This window comes from Pontibacter sp. HSC-36F09 (genome assembly GCF_024171605.1).
GTDB lineage: Bacteria > Bacteroidota > Bacteroidia > Cytophagales > Hymenobacteraceae > Pontibacter.
In genome coordinates this window covers 269,673-286,534 of sequence record NZ_JALKAA010000005.1, presented here as the reverse complement: position 1 = coordinate 286,534, position 16,862 = coordinate 269,673, and the positions used below count along the sequence as shown (strand labels likewise).

Here is a 16,862-nt window from a genome sequence, read left to right as displayed (position 1 = left end):
GGTACAGCATGCGTAGTGGGGTATAAGTTACACGAAATCCTGAAACTTCGCTATATAGCCCAAAACTTTATAGTTATTGTAGCCAACATTCGGGCAAGTTCTGCGTTATATGGCTTCTGGGAATCAGCTTAATATTTCAATCGCGAGTAAAAATATTACTGTTTATACGCAGCCAGAACAATCCACGCCCATTGGAGTTATAAGCAGGAACAGAATTTTTTGTGCCCTTCTAAATTGATCGTTTACCGGATAATGTATATACCATGATGACGCTAACACAAGAACTAGAACTGAAGAAAAAACTGCTGCAGGAGTCTACCAAACTACTTAACAGGCAAATTCAGGCAGCCAAAGAGGCCATGGACGAGGCGCAGGAGAGTGCCAACGAGCACCACGGCGCCATTGAGGACAAATTTGAATCCTTCAGGGAGGCCTGCCAGATACAGCGCGACATGTATGCGCGGCAACTGGACGAACTGATGACCACCATGGGCGTGCTGAAAAGGGTGAATTCTACGAAGGAGAATAAGGAAGTGTCGTTTGGGGCGGTAGTGATGACGGAGCTCCAGAACTATTTTATAGGTGTGAGCCTGGGCGAGATCAAAATCGACGGAGAGTCGTTCTATGCCATTTCAGGCTTGTCGCCACTATACAAAGCAATGGAAGGCAAAAGCAGTGAAGAGAGCTTTGAGTTTCGTGGCAAATCTTATAAAGTACTGCAAGTATTTTAATACTGACCAACAGTATAGTAAACCTTTTGCCAAAAAATCAGTTTAATAAAACAGTAAAGGGTTGAAAACATAAAAGGTTGGCTTTAGGGCCAACCTTTTATGCTATATAGGCGAAGTGACAACACTTACTCTACACGCGTCCAGTTCTGCGTTCTACCTATCAGGGAAATACCAATGTAGCCTTTAACTTCCATTTTGTCTTTGCCTGTCATTTTCATGTAGCAGGAGTAGGTTTTGCCGCTTTCCGGATCGTAGATGGTCCCATCATCCCACTTGTTACTGCCATCGTACTTAAAGTCCTTCATGAACACCATGCCCTGCAACGGACGGTTGCGCATTTTCTTTTCCGGGTTGTTCTCGTCCAGTTTTGGTTTTCCATTTCTGAGCGGCTCCTTCAATTGCACGATCTTACCATACAGTTTATCGCCTGACTGGTAAATCTCAAAACGAGCTTTGCCTTCTTCGTTGGTCCACATTCCAATAGGAGAAAGTTTCTGAGCCCACGCTACGGTAGAAAACAGCATTAGCGCTACAAGGGTTAGCAGGTGTTTTTTCATGATTAGGTTTTTGTTTGATAAGATTAGTAACGAAATATAGCTAAAATAATTCATTTTTCAACTAAAATACGGCACGGGTCGATTTTAAGGCCAGGACAGCGTATTTATGCTTATTTTTCAGCGAAAATAACAGAAGGCGCTTGGTTTACTTATACCAGAACACAACCTGTTCAGAAATAGCACTTGCTTTATTTTGAGCGACTTAAGAATACAGTATGCAATTTAGGGTCCATAATGTATGCTCCGAAAAGAAAAGATGACAAAATAAGTGCAGAACCTTGTGAACTAATCGGCGTTATTTTAACTTTATAAATCAGTGAAAGCGGCGAGTGCTGCGGCTTTGCGTATGACTGCTCCGTGCAGCGGCGCAAGGTTTATGTCGGACTAAAGAGAAAGGAGGTGCTATGTCTAATCCATCAGTCGTCTTAGTAAGCCTTGGTAATAGTGTTCACCTCAACGGTGAGCAGGCTTAGTAAGCAGTGAGTATCTACTGCTTGCGCAGTAAATATTACCTTTGGTCTTGAGTGATGGTGCTGCTGCAAAACAGGGCGCCGCTTGTTAAGATTTGAAGGATTCTTAAGGCGCTTGGTGTAACTTGACGGGCTACACCAAGCGCTTTTTCTTTTTACCCACCTCTATGATCTGTTCGGCAGAAGTCTACAGGTCGTCTTTGTAAATGGTATTATTGCGCAGCCTGCGTTCCCGTAAAAAAGAAGCAACAAAGGAGAATACCGCCAAGAAGCAGCTTATACCCATTAGTAAGGTAAAGAAATGTCTGGCGTCCCACACAAAGGTATCCGGATCAATTTGCAGAATCAGCAGGAAGCCGGCCAATAGGGTGAGGGCAGTAACAGTGTGAAACACAAACCGATTATGGCGCTTTAGATGATACGTGGTAGCAAGTAACAAAATTCCCAACATCGGAGCCAGCAGAGCGACTAGTGGACGGGAGGGAGATAGAAAATAAACTGCAATACCGGCGAGGATCAATACCAGGGCGTTGATGGAGTTGGCTATGTAGGGATGCACCATATCTATTTCTTTTAGCTGAAAATTGCCCGACCAGCGAATGCCAGTCGGGCTATATAGTGTGTCTTACGTAATTACCGCGATTTTATGTTTAGCCTATACCTTACATTACGCGTCTAACATCCAGGAAACGGACATCATACCCTGTGCCTTCTACCTGGCTGATTTTAACACCGCCGTTAGAAGAGGAGTGCACAAAACTAATGGTGTCCCCTGGTTCAGAGATAACAATACCCACATGACCTGGTTCACGTACCTTCGGATCTGTACCCGTAAATATAACCAGATCTCCCGGTCGCGCCTCATCCCTCGATACCGATTGACCATCCTCAGACTGTGTAGTTGAAGAACGCGTCACCAGCACATCAAACTCCTGGTAAACATGCGATGTAAAACCGGAGCAGTCAAAACCGCTGTCGCTTGTGCCGCCATATTTATAAGGGGTTCCCATTAAGGTCAAGGCATAAGCGATTAAGTCATCTGTCGGGGTGGTGCCACGTGCGTTTATCCACTCAGCTTCAGTAGCTTTCTTCGATGAAGTTCTTTCAGCTTTGATAGCTGCAATAGGCTCTACTGAACTAGCGTTATTTATTCCGGGTTCTGGTTTGTCAGTTCTTACACTGGCAAAATGCATCCGGTTTGTTTCTTCAGTTGGAGATGCTGCCCGATCACCATCCGCTGACATGAGAATCAACAATAGTACGACTGGGGCAAGCATTAAGGCAAATATCTTTTTCATAGCAGTAGGGTTTAGGTTTCTTAACATAACCTATGGAAATATCGTGCCATAATTCCCGGATAGTTGATGGTAACAGCCTCGTAGACATGAGCTAAACTTATCATAGTCAAGCAGTCATGCTGATTTAACAGGAAATTAAAGGCCGTTAATCGGCTAATTTAGGCTATTCATATAATAAAGATCTCTTAATAAAAACATTTTGGTATAATTGTTTTAAAAATTATAATATAATTAATAATATTGTAGACAGTTTAAATCTTAGAGGATGGAATTGTTTAAGGCGGATACTTGTGAAGTAAGATTTGTAGCAGACAGGTTGGAGTTACGGTTCGACCGGAATATGCAGTCACAGGATTTTAGGGGGGGATTGCTCAAGGCGTTGCAGTTTGCCAAGGATCATCGGATCAAGTTATGGTTATTTGACCTTCGCAGCATTGGAAAGCTTAGCGAAGAAGAGGAAACCTGGTTGCAGGTGCAGATTTTTCCCCAGATCATGATGCACTTGGGCACAGACAATCATGTAGCCTTGGTGGTAGACGAGCGTTGTTACGGTGACATGATCAGAGAATCGGGGCTGTTGGGGCTGAAAAGCTATAATTCCTTCATTATCATGAATACTTTTTGCGACTTGCAGGGGGCCATCGAATGGCTCGATCATCGCCAGTCGGAGTGTGCCTAAGCCGATCAGTCGGGCTATACCTGGATTATGCGGATTTTGAAAAGCAGGCTTTTTATCGTAAAATGCCGGATAGCTTTTAAACATCAATCCAACTAAACCGCATGTATCACCCAAGGCATTCTATCCTATACCTTTTCTTATCCTTCTGCTTCTTTTTCATAACCGTTCTCCCGGCACTCGCAGCCGACCTGCGCTATACCTTGTCGATGCCGGAGCCGTATACCCATTATTTTGAGGTAGAGGTGGAGCTAAGCGGTGCCCGACTAAATTACATCGATTATAAAATGCCGGTTTGGGCTCCGGGCTCATACCTGGTGCGGGAGTTCGCTAAAAATGTGGAGGGCTTCAGCGCCACTGACAAATCAGGTAAGGCACTGCGGCACGAGAAGATCAGCAAAAACACCTGGCGTGTGTACAGCAATAAGGCGGATGCCGTGCGGGTGCACTATAAGGTATACGCTTTTGAGATGAGTGTGCGTACCAGTTTTCTGGATGCATCCCATGGCTATGTGAACGGTACCAGCATGTTCATGTACCCGGAAGGCTATCAAAAGCAACAGGGCACACTCGTGGTGCAACCTTATAAAGACTGGAAAACTGTTTCTACTGGCCTCAAGAGTACCGGCAACTTTACCTATACCTTTCCTGACTACGACGTGCTGGCTGACTCTCCGCTGGAGATTGGCAACCATGAAGTTCTGCGTTTTGAAGCGGGTGGTGTGCCCCACGAAGTAGCCATGTACGGCGAAGGCAACTACGAGCCAGCGCGTTTGCTGGCCGACATGAAAAAAGTGGTGGAGGAGTGCATCAGCCTGATGGGCAAGCTGCCTGTTGACCGCTACGTGTTCATTGTGCATAACCTGCACCGCGGAGGCGGCGGACTGGAACACCTCAATTCTACTACACTACAGACAAGCCGTTGGAACTATGGCACCGAGCAGGGCTATACCGGATTTATGGCGCTGGTTGCCCACGAATACTTCCACCTCTGGAATGTGAAGCGTATGCGTCCGGCCCCGCTTGGCCCCTTCGATTACGACAAAGAAAACTATACCCGTTTGTTATGGGTTTCTGAGGGCATTACCAGCTATTACGACGATCTGCTCACCCAGCGGGCCGGACTGATGAGTACACAACGCTACCTGGATGTAGTGGCGGGCAGCATCACCTCAGTGGAGAACATGCCGGGCAACCAGGTACAGACAGTGGCAGAATCCAGCTTCGATGCCTGGATCAAGTACTACCGACGCAATGAGAACACGAACAATGCAGAAGTATCCTATTATACCAAAGGCGGTGTGCTTGGGCAGTTGCTCAACATGGAGATCATGAAAAATACCAAAGGTGACAAGAGCCTGGACGATGTGATGCGCTACATGTACGACCGCTACTACACGAAGCTGAACCGTGGCTTTACCGAGCAGGAATTTAAAGAGGCGCTGGAACGCTTTGCAGGTCGCAAGCTGGATGATTTCTTCCAGAATTATGTACACGGCACCAAAACACCCGATTACAATCAGTATTTCGAGGCAGCCGGTCTGCGCCTTGTCAACCAAAATGAAGGCGTGCTCAACCTGAACTGGGGCGCCGGTACAGCCTTGGAAAACGGCCGCACTATTGTAAAAACCGTGGCTCGCAGCAGCAGTACCTATGAGGGCGGCCTGAACGTAAACGACGAGCTGATCGCTATTGACGGATACAGAGTGGAAAGCGACATTTCTCCGTTGATCAGTGGGCGCGCGATTGGTGATCAAGTACCGGTAACTGTTGTGCGCGATGGGAAGCTGCTGGAGCTGCAAATTCCGATCTTGGCAGACAAAAGCGTTCGCTATAAATTTGAGCGGATGGAGAAACCAACAGCCCTGCAACAAAAAATCTACAATAAGTGGCTGAAGCAGGGTTAAGCTTCTAAAGTCTTCAAGTACTTTAAAAAGGCGACGCTTTATAACGAGCGTCGCCTTTTAATTAGATATCTGTCACAGTGTTGCCTCAGTCAGGTGAAGCTAATTTACACTTCCGGAGAAGCTAGTGGCATCATCCGCTTAAGTGAATAGCAGGAACAGGTTAAGTGAGATTTGTGGAAAAAGAATATAAATATGGCAATTCCATTATGGATAATTAAAATAGCATCATTTTCGAGGAATATGTCAGAGTTGAAATAGGACTGGTATTAGTAAATTTTTAAGGGTTAGTAGTTGCACAGAATTAAATAACATATTATATTTCGAATATAAATACCAGAAACCAAGCAGTTTACTCTATGGTTATCAGTGATTCGTCCTATGCATTTGTTCACTATTCGAAGGAAGCCAACGTACTGTGCATAAGTTGGAAATTGAATCCGGGTATGGAGCAGTTCAGAAATCTATACTGGCAGGTGCTGCAATTTGTAAAGACCAATCCAAAGATCTGCTATTATACCACTGACATATCACGCATTGGTCCTCTGGATGCGGAGCAGGAGGCCTGGCTGAGCCGTGAGTACTACCCGCAGGTATCCGACATAATCGGCGAAGACATCTACGCAGCCGTTATCTTCTCAGAATGTCATTTTAAGGCGCTGGTCAACAACTACATCGCATCGCCGCTGCTACCGGTGCATGATTTCATTCACTTCAATTACTTCACGGACAAGGAGGAAGCGATGGATTGGTTGATGTATATGCAAAAAGGCCAGGACCTTGTCATAGCGACAAAATCCTGACCTCTGGTTCTGCGTTTACGCTAACCTGATTAAGGGAAAATTCCGAGTGCTTCGTAGCTTACCCCAATCTTTTCGATAGCGGAAAGGAAAGCGGCCGTCCGCATGTCTTCAATGTCTTTTCTGTTCATCACCCCTCTGATCTCGTGATAGGCGTTGATCATGGTGTCCTCCAGTCCGGAGCGCACCAGGCTGATCTCGTCAGAGCCCTGTATAAGCAGGTTGCGCTCGTGTGTTGACATGCTCTTACCGGAGGCGCTTTCAATCGCGTTAACCAATCGGCGGTGGCTGGCTTCTTCTGCCCGCTTGCCCATACGCCCAAAGCGCACGTTTGACAGGTTCTTGAGCCACTCGAAGTAAGAAACCGTTACGCCGCCCGCATTGATGTACAGGTCAGGTATAATGATGATGCCTTTCTGAAGCAAAATTTTCTCAGCATCGCGGGTAACGGGTCCGTTAGCACCTTCCGCCACTATTTTGGCTTTGATGCGGGCGGCATTGTTCGCGTTGATCTGGTTTTCAAGCGCAGCAGGCAGCAGCACGTCGCACTCTTCTTCCAGCAAATCGGCAGAGTTTTCGAAGTTCTTGCACTGTCCGAAGTTCAGGATAGAGCCCGTTTCGCTACGATGTTTAAAGGCCTCGGCCACATCAATGCCATTGGAGTTATAAATGCCCCCTTCGCGCTCGGCTATACCGATGATGATGGCGCCGTCCTGCTGGCAGAAATTGGCAGCATTGTAGCCCACATTGCCCAGGCCTTGCACAATAATGCGCTTGCCTTCCATGGTATTGCCTTCTATACCTGCTTTTTTCATCAGGTCCGTATCGCTGAAAGCTTCGCGTATACCATAGAATATACCTAAGCCAGTGGCTTCTGCACGACCACGTATACCTCCCTGCCCAACGGGTTTACCTGTTACGCAGCCTAGCGCATTGGTTTCGCCATACTTGAGAGCCTGGTATGTATCAGCGATCCAGGCCATTTCACGGCTACCCGTGCCATAGTCAGGAGCCGGCACGTCCATACCTGGTCCGATCAGGTTTCTTTTGATTAGTTCAGCAGCATAACGGCGTGTTACCTTCTCAAGTGTTTTCACAGAGCTGGTGCGCGGGTTGATCTTAACGCCACCTTTGGCACCACCAAAGGGAACGTCTACTACGGCGCACTTAAATGTCATGATAGTTGCAAGTGCCTTCACCTCGTCCTCATCTACCTGCATGCTAAATCGGATACCGCCTTTAGACGGAAGCTTGTGGTGGCTGTGCTGTACCCTGATGCCTTCGAACACTTCTACACGGCCGTCAATCTCTACCGGAAACGACACTTTATAAACGCTGTTGCAGGTCTTGATCTGTGCCAGAATACCAGGATCTAGTTTTGAATAACTGGCAGCGTGGTCGAAGAACTGGTGCACGCTCTCCAGAAATTTTCTGCCCTCATTGTCGGTGTTTGCCATACGAGTATATGTTTTTTGGTGAATGCATTAAATGTGTTTAGAACGTCTGCCGGGGTAATTTGTTTGCTTAAAGGCTTTTGTTTCAGTATCCGGTTATGATTAAGGCAAAATAATTTAGTGGTTTAGCTACTTGTTAATAAGCCAGTTAGACAAGTCTACTATATGAATCCAATAAAATATTTAACTATATTTTGTTAATGATATATAAATATTACATCTTTGTTTATAATATAATCCTTGTCAGCTGGGTTTCGTTAAATTAATTCACTCATGCTTACTACTTAATGGCCAATCGCCGCATAACCTGATCCTACCATGTACAGAGACAATTTGATTGGTGCCAATGCTTTTAGCAGACATTTTTCGGTAAAGGACAAGAGCCGGCGTGTGTTGCAGGAGCAGCTTGTACTTAAGTACAATCATGAAGAGCAAACACTTTATATTAAGTGGGAAGGAGAGGTAAGCTCCAATGAGCTGCGTCAGGGATACGCCCACATCATGTACATGGTCCTGACCTACAAGCCCCAAAAGTGGATTATGGACCTCCAAAACAGGCTATCCATCGAAAAAGAGGATCAGCAGTGGGTGTTCAAGTATATTTTTCCGCAGGTGCTGCGCGCTGTAAACAAAAATGTGTTCGTGGCGATCGTGATGCCGGTGTTTGCTTACAACAGCCTGGTAAATGAAATAAACGGAGACGAGTTGATAGACGGTGATAACTTTATGATCATCCACCATTTTCTGTACCAGGAGGAGAGTCGACGCTGGCTGCACGAGATGGCGGAAACGGATCTGAAGACGGCCTAGGTATAGCGTAATCTAAAAAAGAAGAGGTCCGGCAGTGCGTTTATCACGCGGCCGGACCTCTTTATTATTATATGCCCTGCAAGGACTAGTGTACGGAGATCAGTTCCACGTCAAAAATAAGGGTTGTGTTTGGCCCGATGGCTTCACCGGCACCTTGTGACCCGTAGGCCAGTTCCGATGGAATGAACAGTCTCCACTTGGCACCTTCTTTCATCAGTTGAAGTGCCTCTGTCCAGCCTGCGATCACGCCATTTACCGGGAAGGTAGCCGGCTGTCCGCGCTCGTAGCTTGAGTCGAACACGGTGCCGTCAATCAAAGTGCCATGATAATGCGTCGTTACTTTGTCGGAGGCAGCTGGCGACTTGCCCGTGCCTTCCTCCAGCACCTGGTACTGCAGACCGCTTGGCAGTGTCTTGATACCTTCCTTGTTTTTATTTTCAGCTAAAAAGGCCTCACCGGTTTTCTGGTTCTCACCGCCTTTGGCACCCTGTTTCTGTTGCATTTCCTGCTGCAGCGCCATCATGGCCATCTGAATTTCCTGATCAGACAAAGAGGAAGGCTGGCCGGCAATGACTTCTTTCAGGCCTTTCATGAATGCCTCCGCTTCGATCTCGATACCCTGTTTTTTAAGGTTGGCAGCCATGTCGCGGCCAATAATGTAGCTTATTTTTTCGTGTTGTATCATGTACAATGGTATAAATGATAGGATTTATTTTCGGGTGCTAAAGGTACGCGTAATGGGGCGATTAACCTACTGGAACTGTACGATGATAAAAAAGCAGGTCGTAAAACCTGCTTTGTAATTTATCAAAACAATAGTCGCAAGTCTAGAGATACAGGTGTATGTCTTCTTCGTGGAGGTCCATTTGGAGTTGCTCCGGTGACATCCAGCCTTTCATGAAAAAGCCAAATGTGGTACCGATAAGCAGGAGAGAGGAGATTTTCGTAAAGCGCATCATGTTTGTTAGCCTGAAGAGTTAAACTTAAGTTTCTTAACGCTATATAGAGATTAAGGTTATACCCGTTATAGGCTTATGAATTGTATTTTAGAAATAAAACGTAAAGTTGGTTCGTTGTCCTGCAATTGGAGCCAAAATACGGCGACTTATAATTATTAGTGGCTGATTTTTGTGTTTTCTCCTTTTCTTTCCGCTAACTTTGCAGTATCAATCATAAAGATTATGAGGCCATCTGGCAGATACCTTTCTTTTTGGCTTGCTATACCTGCTTCGGGACTTGTAGCAGCTTCTCATCATGTCGCAATGTGTGATGAATTGAACGGCTATTGCCTTAACTTTCTTTCCTCCCCCAAGGCCTTTAACTAGTAAGCCGGAGCTTACAGCTCTGGCCTCCTGCAAACAAAACTGGCAATTATATATTTCTGGTTTAACAAATTCCCTTTATTTAACTCATTTTCACTTATTTTTTATCATGGCAAGTAAGGTCAGTGTAAGGCAGTCCATGGGATATGCCTTTTTATCAGCTTATCTGATTACCTTGTTTTTATCGGTATTCGAACGGCAGTACCTGTGGCTATTGGTGGCCATATTACCGCTTCACATGCTATACCTGGCTAACGTCCGACAGGGCAGGCATTCTATTCTGCGCAACTACCCGCTAGTGGGGTACCTGCGCTATTTCTTTGAGAGCATCCGCCCGGAAATCCGGCAGTATTTCTTTGAGTCCGACCTGGATGGAAAGCCTTTCAGCCGACGGCAGCGCTCCATTGTGTACCAGCGTGCTAAAAACGTGCGCCAAACGGTGCCATTCGGGATGCAGGCCAACAGCCAGGAAGCCGGTTTTGAGTGGATCGCCCATACCATGTTCCCGGCGCATGTGCAGGCCCAGGACCTGCGCGTGACGGTAGGGGGTAGCCGCTGCAAGCAGCCCTACAGCGCCTCTATTTATAACATTTCGGCCATGAGTTACGGTTCGTTGAGCAAAACTGCCGTGACTGCCCTGAGTGCTGGTGCCAAACTGGGCGGCTTTGCACATAACACCGGCGAGGGTGGCGTAAGTCCCTTCCACATAGAGGGAGGCGGTGACCTGATCTGGCAGATCGGTACAGGCTATTTCGGCTGCCGCGACAAAGAAGGTAACTTCTCTGAAAAGCTGTTTCAGGAGCAGGTGTCCCATCCGCACATCAAAATGGTGGAGATTAAGTTGTCGCAGGGTGCCAAGCCAGGGCACGGCGGTATACTGCCGGCCGCTAAAAACACGCCTGAGATTGCGGCCATCCGCAAGGTGGAGCCTCATACGACGGTAGCTTCTCCGCCGGCGCACTCTGCTTTCAGCGACCAGTTCACCATGTTGCTCTTTATCGAGCAATTGCGTGTACTGTCAGAGGGTAAACCTATTGGCATCAAGCTCTGTATAGGAAATAAGCAGGAGTTTGAGCTATTGTGCATGGAGATGAAGCACAACCGCATCTACCCGGACTTCATCACGATTGACGGGGCAGAGGGTGGCACCGGCGCGGCGCCGCTGGAGTTTACCGACAGCCTGGGCATGCCGCTTTACGATGCGCTGGCTTACGTGCAGCACATGCTGGAGGTATACGGACTGCGTGACGAGATCAAGTTGATCGCGGCGGGCAAGATCATCACGGGGGTGGATATTATTAAGGCCATTTCATTGGGAGCCGATATATGTTACAGTGCCCGCGGCATGATGTTCGCGCTGGGCTGTATACAAGCCCTGCAGTGCGACTCCGGTCGCTGCCCGGTAGGTATAGCCACACAGGATAAGAACCTGTATCAGGGGCTGGACGTAGCTGATAAAAAAGTGCGTGTGGCCAACTTCCACGGCAACACCATTAAGTCGACTATCGAGGTGATGGAGGCCTGTGGATTTGCTGCGCTGGAAGGCATTACACCTGACAAAATATTCAGACGAGTGGAGCAGGGACAAACAAAGAGTTTCCGGGATATTTATTTTCCGAAACAGCCTTCATCCAGTCCTATCAGCAAAAATTACGTACTAAATTGATATGGAAAATGTGATCTATCTTACGGAGCAGGACTACAAGCGCCTGATTGAACTGGTGCAGCAGCAGCGGCAGGGGCCAGGTATGCAGGCAAACATTGCCAAGCTGGGAGAAGAACTGAAGCGAGCCAAAAGAGTCGCTTCGAATGAGATCCCGGCTGAGGTGGTGACCATGAACTCCAGTGTACTGCTGCGGGACATGAAAAGCGGCAAGGAGATGGAAATCACGCTGGTATACCCGAAGGACGCCGATGTGAATGCACGAAAGATCTCGATCTTTGCACCGGTAGGCACCGCCATTATCGGCTGCAAAGAAGGCGATGAGGTAGAGTGGCCAGTACCATCCGGCACCATCAACTATAAGATAGAGAAAGTAACTTTCCAACCGGAGGCATCCGGCAACTTCGCATTATAAGGATAAGCTATACCTGTAAAAAAAGCCAGTTCGCAACCTGACAAGGTATAGCGGACTGGCTTTTTGTTATTTATCTTTAGAGCTAATTCAATCTATTATAGACGACCTATACCTATACCTGTACCTGATCAGGCGTAATTGCTGACGTCTTCGTCCCAAAGATCAAAATTGATGTCATCTTCTTCGATCCGTGTGCTAAGGTATACATAAGTGGCCAGGCCTAAAAATAGGAGAGCAGAGCCAACCAGCATAAATGGGAAATCTTCTAAGTCTTTGTTTTTTGTTTTCATAAATGCGTTGCTTGTTTGTTGTCCTATAATACCTTGCAAAGCAGCAATTAGTTGTCAAGTTGCTTACTGTCAGCAGGTATAAAAAAGGAAGGCCGGACAATTGTCGGGCCTTCCTTTTTTATTAACGCCAGCAGGAGCGGGCATCTTATAATTCAGTGCTTACATATTTCTGCGGTACTGTCCGCCTACCTCAAACAGGGCATTGGTGATCTGGCCTAGCGAGCAGTATTTAACGGCTTCCATCATCTCTTCGAAAATGTTGCCGTTGGCGATGGCCACTTGCTGGAGGCGCTTCAACATCTCAGGCGTTCTGTCAGCATTGCGCTGCTGTAAGGTCTGCAGCATCGCGATCTGGTACTGCTTTTCTTCTTCTGTCGCCCGGATCACTTCGGTAGGCAGCACGGTAGGAGAGCCGGTAGACGACAGGAAGGTATTCACGCCGATGATCGGGTACTCGCCCGTGTGCTTCAGCGTTTCGTAGTACAGACTTTCTTCCTGAATCTTGCCGCGCTGATACATCGTCTCCATGGCACCCAACACGCCGCCACGCTCCGTAATGCGGTCAAACTCCAGCAATACAGCTTCTTCCACCAAATCCGTCAGCTCTTCGATGATGAAGGATCCCTGCAGCGGGTTCTCGTTTTTGGCCAGACCCAGCTCACGGTTGATGATCAACTGAATCGCCATGGCACGACGAACTGAAGCCTCTGTAGGGGTTGTGATCGCCTCGTCGTAAGCGTTGGTGTGCAGCGAGTTACAGTTGTCGTAGATCGCGTATAGTGCCTGCAACGTGGTGCGGATGTCGTTGAAATCGATCTCTTGGGCGTGCAGCGAACGGCCGGACGTCTGGATGTGGTACTTTAACATCTGTGAACGGGCATCGGCATTGTACTTGTGCTTCATCGCCTTCGCCCAGATTCTGCGGGCCACACGACCAATCACCGCGTACTCTGGATCGATGCCGTTGGAGAAGAAGAAGCTCAGGTTCGGGGCAAACTTGTTGATGTCCATGCCGCGGCTCACGTAGTACTCCACAAACGTAAAACCGTTGGCCAGCGTGAAGGCCAGCTGCGAAATAGGATTGGCACCTGCCTCTGCAATGTGGTAACCGGAGATGGACACCGAATAGAAGTTACGCACGTTCTTATCGATGAAGTAGGCCTGCACGTCACCCATCAAACGCAGTGAAAACTCTGTGGAGAAGATGCAGGTGTTCTGCGCCTGGTCTTCTTTCAGGATGTCGGCCTGCACCGTACCGCGCACTGCTGCCAGCGTGCGGGTCTTGATTGGCTCGTACACCTCAGCCGGCAACACCTGGTCACCGGTCACGCCAAGTAGCATCAGGCCAAGGCCGTCGTTGCCCTGTGGCAGTTCGCCCTGGTACTGCGGACGCTCTATACCTTTCTCTTGGTAGATGGCTTCAATTTTCTGATTCACCTCATCTTCCAGTCCGTGCTCTTTAATATAAAGCTCACACTGCTGATCAATCGCAGCATTCATAAAGAAGCCGGTCAGGATCGCAGCTGGTCCGTTGATGGTCATGGAAACTGACGTCATCGGGTCGGCCAGGTTGAAACCGGAGTACAGTTTCTTGGCATCATCGAGGCAGCAGATACTCACGCCAGAGTTACCAATTTTACCATAAATATCTGGTCTGAAATCCGGGTCTTCACCGTAGAGCGTAACCGAGTCGAAGGCTGTTGACAGACGCTTAGCTGGCATACCTAGGCTTACATAATGGAAGCGACGGTTCGTACGCTCCGGTCCGCCTTCACCGGCAAACATACGGGTTGGATCTTCGCCTTCGCGCTTGAACGGGAATACACCCGCGGTGTAAGGGAACTCGCCCGGCACGTTCTCCTGCAGGTTCCACTTCAATAGATCACCCCATGCTTCGTAGCGCGGCGTCGATACTTTCGGTATCTGCAGGTGTGACAGCGACTCGGTGTGCGTCTTTATTTTGAGTTCTTTGTCACGCACCTTGAAGACGTAGAACTCATTCTTGTAGGCCTGTACTTTGTCTTTCCAGTTCTCAAGAATTTTCTTGTTCTGCCCGTCCAAACTCAGCTCCACCTCGGCATAAGCCTGCTCAAGCTGTTTGATCAAACGATCTTTGTCTTCAACCTCTATACCTCGCACCGCCTCAATCGACTTCTTTATGCCGTAGAGTTTTTGAGCAATCTCGCCCTGATCCTTCGTCCACTTGTCGTAGATGCGGATGGTCTCGGAGATCTCAGACAGGTAGCGGGTGCGGGCAGGAGGGATGATGTATACCTTCTCAGACATCTCTTTGGAAGTCTGCAGGTTGGAGTCGAATGCTATACCTGTTTTCTCCGACAGCTTGGCCATCACGGCACGGTATAGCTGGTTCATGCCCGGGTCGTTGAACTGTGAAGCGATAGTGCCGAACACCGGAATCTCATCGTCGCTCACATCCCAGAGCTGGTGGTTGCGCTTGTATTGTTTTTTCACGTCACGCAGCGCGTCAAGGGCACCGCGCTTGTCAAATTTGTTCAAGGCGATCACGTCGGCAAAGTCGAGCATGTCAATTTTCTCGAGCTGCGTGGCGGCACCATACTCCGGCGTCATCACATACAAACTCATATCAGAGTGCTCAATGATCTCGGTGTCGGACTGGCCTATACCTGAGGTCTCCAGGATGATCATGTCAAAATCAGCCGCCTTCACGATGTCCACCGCGTCCTGCACGTATTTGCTCAGGGCGAGGTTGCTTTGGCGGGTAGCCAGCGAGCGCATGTATACCCGCTCGTTCGAGATCGAGTTCATGCGAATGCGGTCACCTAACAGAGCGCCGCCTGTCTTACGCTTCGACGGGTCTACGGAGATGATGGCAATCTTCTTTTGAGGGAAGTCGATCAGGAAACGACGCACCAGTTCGTCCACGAGGGAAGATTTACCGGCTCCACCTGTACCGGTTATACCCAGCACCGGCGTTTTTACTTCTTTGGCGTGCTCTCTCACTTCGTTCAGGATGCTGCGGGCTTCCTCCGGGAAGTTCTCGGCCGCCGAGATCAGGCGGGCGATGGCTTTCGGATCCTTGTCACGCAGGTGTTTGGCCTCGCCGTTCAGGTCTTTGCCGGTCGGGAAGTCGCATTTCTCCAGCATGTCGTTGATCATACCTTGCAGACCCATGGCGCGTCCATCGTCCGGGGAGTAGATGCGGGCAACCCCGTATTCGTGCAGTTCCTCGATCTCAGTAGGCAGAATTACCCCGCCGCCGCCGCCGAAAATACGGATATGGCCACAGCCGCGCTCGTTGAGCAGGTCGTACATGTATTTGAAGTACTCCAGGTGTCCACCCTGGTACGAGGTAATGGCGATGGCCTGCGCATCTTCCTGCACGGCGCAATCCACGATTTCCTGCACGGAGCGGTTGTGGCCCAGGTGAATAACCTCGGCGCCGGAGGCCTGTATGATGCGGCGCATGATGTTAATCGAAGCGTCATGCCCGTCGAACAGCGAGGCTGCCGTCACGATACGAATATGGTTAACGGGCTTATATGGCTCTATTTTAGTAACTTGCATAATTTACTAACAAGGATTTTTCAAATTTGATGCGAATATAGTCATTTTCGCGCAGGATTGACAGGGTTGAGCATACACTGGAAGTCCAAACCGGTATTCGCTTCAACGGAAGGAAATGGATTCTGTTATCCACTCTGACGGGCCTTGTGGCCAATAGCGATCTGGCCTGAATAAGCGTATTGGCCGGCTTTTAAAAAAGGGACTGCTAGTAAGTGCTATATCAGATCGAAAGCACGTGCGTATTGGGCCAGTTCGTAAGATGTTGTGGCATTTAACTTGGCTTTGATGTTGCGCCGGTGGGTTTCGACGGTGGATGTGGCAATGAATAACTCATCGGCAATCTCGGAGGAGCTTTTGCCCAGCGCAGTCAGCTTTAGGATATCCCGTTCGCGCCCGGACAGTTGGGAGAAGGTAGACATGTTTTTTCGAAGGAACATATTTTCTTCCAGTAGTTTGCCCACCTTCGGCGTTACATGGTGATCCGGATCCACAGGTATAGACACCGTGATAGACAACAGGGGCATGCCTTCCTCGTCCCGCATAAAAATTTTGGAACTGCTCAAATGCCACACATAATCCTGCTGCTGCAACAGCCGCACCTGCTGGAAGTAAGTGACAAACTCATTTATATCATTGCGCTTTATCAATCCGAGTAGCTTGGGTACATAGTATTCAGCATCTTCGGGGTTGAAGTATCTTTTGTAGTAATCCAGGCCCATCGCCTTTATTTCTTCCTGGGTAGTGCCTAATGCTTTTGCTCCTCGTTCAGATAAATATTCCACCAGTCCGCTGTCGAGCCAGTGAATAATGACCACCCCCGGTATTTCTTCGTTCAGCGCCTCTACTTCCTTAATTTTCTCTCTTACTTTCTCGTGGATGCTGTTGTTGCCGGTCATTGTGTTGTTTTATATAGACATATATAGACT

16 protein-coding genes are annotated in these 16,862 nt (G+C 48.3%); 7 read left to right on the top strand and 9 right to left on the bottom strand.

Going from position 1 to position 16,862, the window contains the following annotated elements:
- Positions 1 to 263: 263 nt before the first annotated feature.
- Positions 264 to 731: a hypothetical protein gene (locus tag L1278_RS15755; RefSeq protein WP_253405976.1), complete on the top strand. Its 468-nt coding sequence runs from the start codon at positions 264 to 266 to the stop codon at positions 729 to 731.
- 125 nt (positions 732 to 856) lie between these two features.
- Here the strand turns inward: L1278_RS15755 and L1278_RS15750 are convergent, their stop codons facing one another.
- From L1278_RS15750 to L1278_RS15740, 3 genes are all read right to left on the bottom strand, one after another.
- Positions 857 to 1,288: a DUF2147 domain-containing protein gene (locus L1278_RS15750; protein WP_253405975.1), complete on the bottom strand. Its 432-nt coding sequence runs from the start codon at positions 1,286 to 1,288 to the stop codon at positions 857 to 859.
- A 657-nt stretch (positions 1,289 to 1,945) separates the two neighbouring features.
- Positions 1,946 to 2,320: a hypothetical protein gene (locus L1278_RS15745; RefSeq protein WP_253405974.1), complete on the bottom strand. Its 375-nt coding sequence runs from the start codon at positions 2,318 to 2,320 to the stop codon at positions 1,946 to 1,948.
- 100 nt (positions 2,321 to 2,420) lie between these two features.
- Positions 2,421 to 3,056 carry a C40 family peptidase gene (locus L1278_RS15740; protein ID WP_253405973.1) on the bottom strand — a complete coding sequence of 212 codons (636 nt, stop codon included), beginning with the start codon at positions 3,054 to 3,056 and terminating at the stop codon, positions 2,421 to 2,423.
- A 265-nt stretch (positions 3,057 to 3,321) separates the two neighbouring features.
- Here L1278_RS15740 and L1278_RS15735 point away from each other — a divergent pair, with 265 nt between their 5' ends.
- The 3 genes from L1278_RS15735 (at position 3,322) to L1278_RS15725 (ending at position 6,439) form a co-directional block, all read left to right on the top strand.
- Positions 3,322 to 3,735: a hypothetical protein gene (locus L1278_RS15735; protein WP_253405972.1), complete on the top strand. Its 414-nt coding sequence runs from the start codon at positions 3,322 to 3,324 to the stop codon at positions 3,733 to 3,735.
- A 101-nt stretch (positions 3,736 to 3,836) separates the two neighbouring features.
- Entirely contained in the window at positions 3,837 to 5,639 is a 1,803-nt protein-coding gene (locus L1278_RS15730; RefSeq protein WP_253405971.1) for a M61 family metallopeptidase, read from the top strand.
- Positions 5,640 to 6,082: 443 nt separating this feature from the next.
- Complete coding sequence (locus tag L1278_RS15725; RefSeq protein ID WP_253405970.1) at positions 6,083 to 6,439, top strand: hypothetical protein; 357 nt, start codon at positions 6,083 to 6,085, stop codon at positions 6,437 to 6,439.
- A gap of 29 nt (positions 6,440 to 6,468) precedes the next feature.
- On the opposite strand, the gene L1278_RS15720 is transcribed toward L1278_RS15725, so the two are convergent.
- Entirely contained in the window at positions 6,469 to 7,893 is a 1,425-nt protein-coding gene (locus tag L1278_RS15720; protein WP_253405969.1) for a Glu/Leu/Phe/Val dehydrogenase, read from the bottom strand.
- 315 nt (positions 7,894 to 8,208) lie between these two features.
- Here L1278_RS15720 and L1278_RS15715 point away from each other — a divergent pair, with 315 nt between their 5' ends.
- Positions 8,209 to 8,700: a hypothetical protein gene (locus L1278_RS15715; protein WP_253405968.1), complete on the top strand. Its 492-nt coding sequence runs from the start codon at positions 8,209 to 8,211 to the stop codon at positions 8,698 to 8,700.
- A gap of 85 nt (positions 8,701 to 8,785) precedes the next feature.
- On the opposite strand, the gene L1278_RS15710 is transcribed toward L1278_RS15715, so the two are convergent.
- The gene (locus tag L1278_RS15710) at positions 8,786 to 9,385 is read right to left on the bottom strand and encodes an FKBP-type peptidyl-prolyl cis-trans isomerase (protein WP_253405967.1); all 600 of its coding nucleotides are present in this window, start codon (positions 9,383 to 9,385) and stop codon (positions 8,786 to 8,788) included.
- Positions 9,386 to 9,527: 142 nt separating this feature from the next.
- Positions 9,528 to 9,659, bottom strand: coding sequence for a hypothetical protein (locus L1278_RS19565; protein ID WP_256488664.1), 132 nt, complete (start codon positions 9,657 to 9,659; stop codon positions 9,528 to 9,530).
- A gap of 472 nt (positions 9,660 to 10,131) precedes the next feature.
- Here L1278_RS19565 and L1278_RS15705 point away from each other — a divergent pair, with 472 nt between their 5' ends.
- Together L1278_RS15705 and rnk are read left to right on the top strand one after the other, a co-directional pair.
- Positions 10,132 to 11,688, top strand: a complete 1,557-nt coding sequence (locus L1278_RS15705) for an FMN-binding glutamate synthase family protein (protein WP_253405966.1) — start codon at positions 10,132 to 10,134, stop codon at positions 11,686 to 11,688.
- 1 nt (position 11,689) lies between these two features.
- Positions 11,690 to 12,100, top strand: coding sequence for a nucleoside diphosphate kinase regulator (rnk, locus tag L1278_RS15700; protein ID WP_253405965.1), 411 nt, complete (start codon positions 11,690 to 11,692; stop codon positions 12,098 to 12,100).
- 128 nt (positions 12,101 to 12,228) lie between these two features.
- Here the strand turns inward: rnk and L1278_RS15695 are convergent, their stop codons facing one another.
- The 3 genes from L1278_RS15695 to L1278_RS15685 form a co-directional block, all read right to left on the bottom strand.
- Entirely contained in the window at positions 12,229 to 12,390 is a 162-nt protein-coding gene (locus L1278_RS15695) for a hypothetical protein (protein WP_253405964.1), read from the bottom strand.
- Between the two features lie 159 nt (positions 12,391 to 12,549).
- A complete protein-coding gene (locus L1278_RS15690) occupies positions 12,550 to 15,936 on the bottom strand; it encodes a methylmalonyl-CoA mutase family protein (RefSeq protein ID WP_253405963.1) in 3,387 nt (1,128 codons plus the stop codon).
- Positions 15,937 to 16,151: 215 nt separating this feature from the next.
- Positions 16,152 to 16,832 (bottom strand): LuxR C-terminal-related transcriptional regulator, encoded by a 681-nt coding sequence (locus tag L1278_RS15685; RefSeq protein ID WP_253405962.1) that lies wholly within the window; start codon positions 16,830 to 16,832, stop codon positions 16,152 to 16,154.
- Between the last annotated feature and the right edge of the window lie 30 nt (positions 16,833 to 16,862).

Coding starts and splice junctions, on each gene's coding strand:
- L1278_RS15730 (WP_253405971.1), top strand. CDS start 3,837: ATGTATCACCCAAGGCATTCTATCCTATACCTTTTCTTATCCTTCTGC.
- L1278_RS15685 (WP_253405962.1), bottom strand. CDS start 16,832: ATGACCGGCAACAACAGCATCCACGAGAAAGTAAGAGAGAAAATTAAG.
- L1278_RS15705 (WP_253405966.1), top strand. CDS start 10,132: ATGGCAAGTAAGGTCAGTGTAAGGCAGTCCATGGGATATGCCTTTTTA.
- L1278_RS15755 (WP_253405976.1), top strand. CDS start 264: ATGATGACGCTAACACAAGAACTAGAACTGAAGAAAAAACTGCTGCAG.
- L1278_RS19565 (WP_256488664.1), bottom strand. CDS start 9,659: ATGATGCGCTTTACGAAAATCTCCTCTCTCCTGCTTATCGGTACCACA.
- L1278_RS15740 (WP_253405973.1), bottom strand. CDS start 3,056: ATGAAAAAGATATTTGCCTTAATGCTTGCCCCAGTCGTACTATTGTTG.
- L1278_RS15750 (WP_253405975.1), bottom strand. CDS start 1,288: ATGAAAAAACACCTGCTAACCCTTGTAGCGCTAATGCTGTTTTCTACC.
- L1278_RS15745 (WP_253405974.1), bottom strand. CDS start 2,320: ATGGTGCATCCCTACATAGCCAACTCCATCAACGCCCTGGTATTGATC.
- L1278_RS15710 (WP_253405967.1), bottom strand. CDS start 9,385: ATGATACAACACGAAAAAATAAGCTACATTATTGGCCGCGACATGGCT.
- rnk (WP_253405965.1), top strand. CDS start 11,690: ATGGAAAATGTGATCTATCTTACGGAGCAGGACTACAAGCGCCTGATT.
- L1278_RS15720 (WP_253405969.1), bottom strand. CDS start 7,893: ATGGCAAACACCGACAATGAGGGCAGAAAATTTCTGGAGAGCGTGCAC.
- L1278_RS15715 (WP_253405968.1), top strand. CDS start 8,209: ATGTACAGAGACAATTTGATTGGTGCCAATGCTTTTAGCAGACATTTT.
- L1278_RS15695 (WP_253405964.1), bottom strand. CDS start 12,390: ATGAAAACAAAAAACAAAGACTTAGAAGATTTCCCATTTATGCTGGTT.
- L1278_RS15735 (WP_253405972.1), top strand. CDS start 3,322: ATGGAATTGTTTAAGGCGGATACTTGTGAAGTAAGATTTGTAGCAGAC.
- L1278_RS15690 (WP_253405963.1), bottom strand. CDS start 15,936: ATGCAAGTTACTAAAATAGAGCCATATAAGCCCGTTAACCATATTCGT.
- L1278_RS15725 (WP_253405970.1), top strand. CDS start 6,083: ATGGAGCAGTTCAGAAATCTATACTGGCAGGTGCTGCAATTTGTAAAG.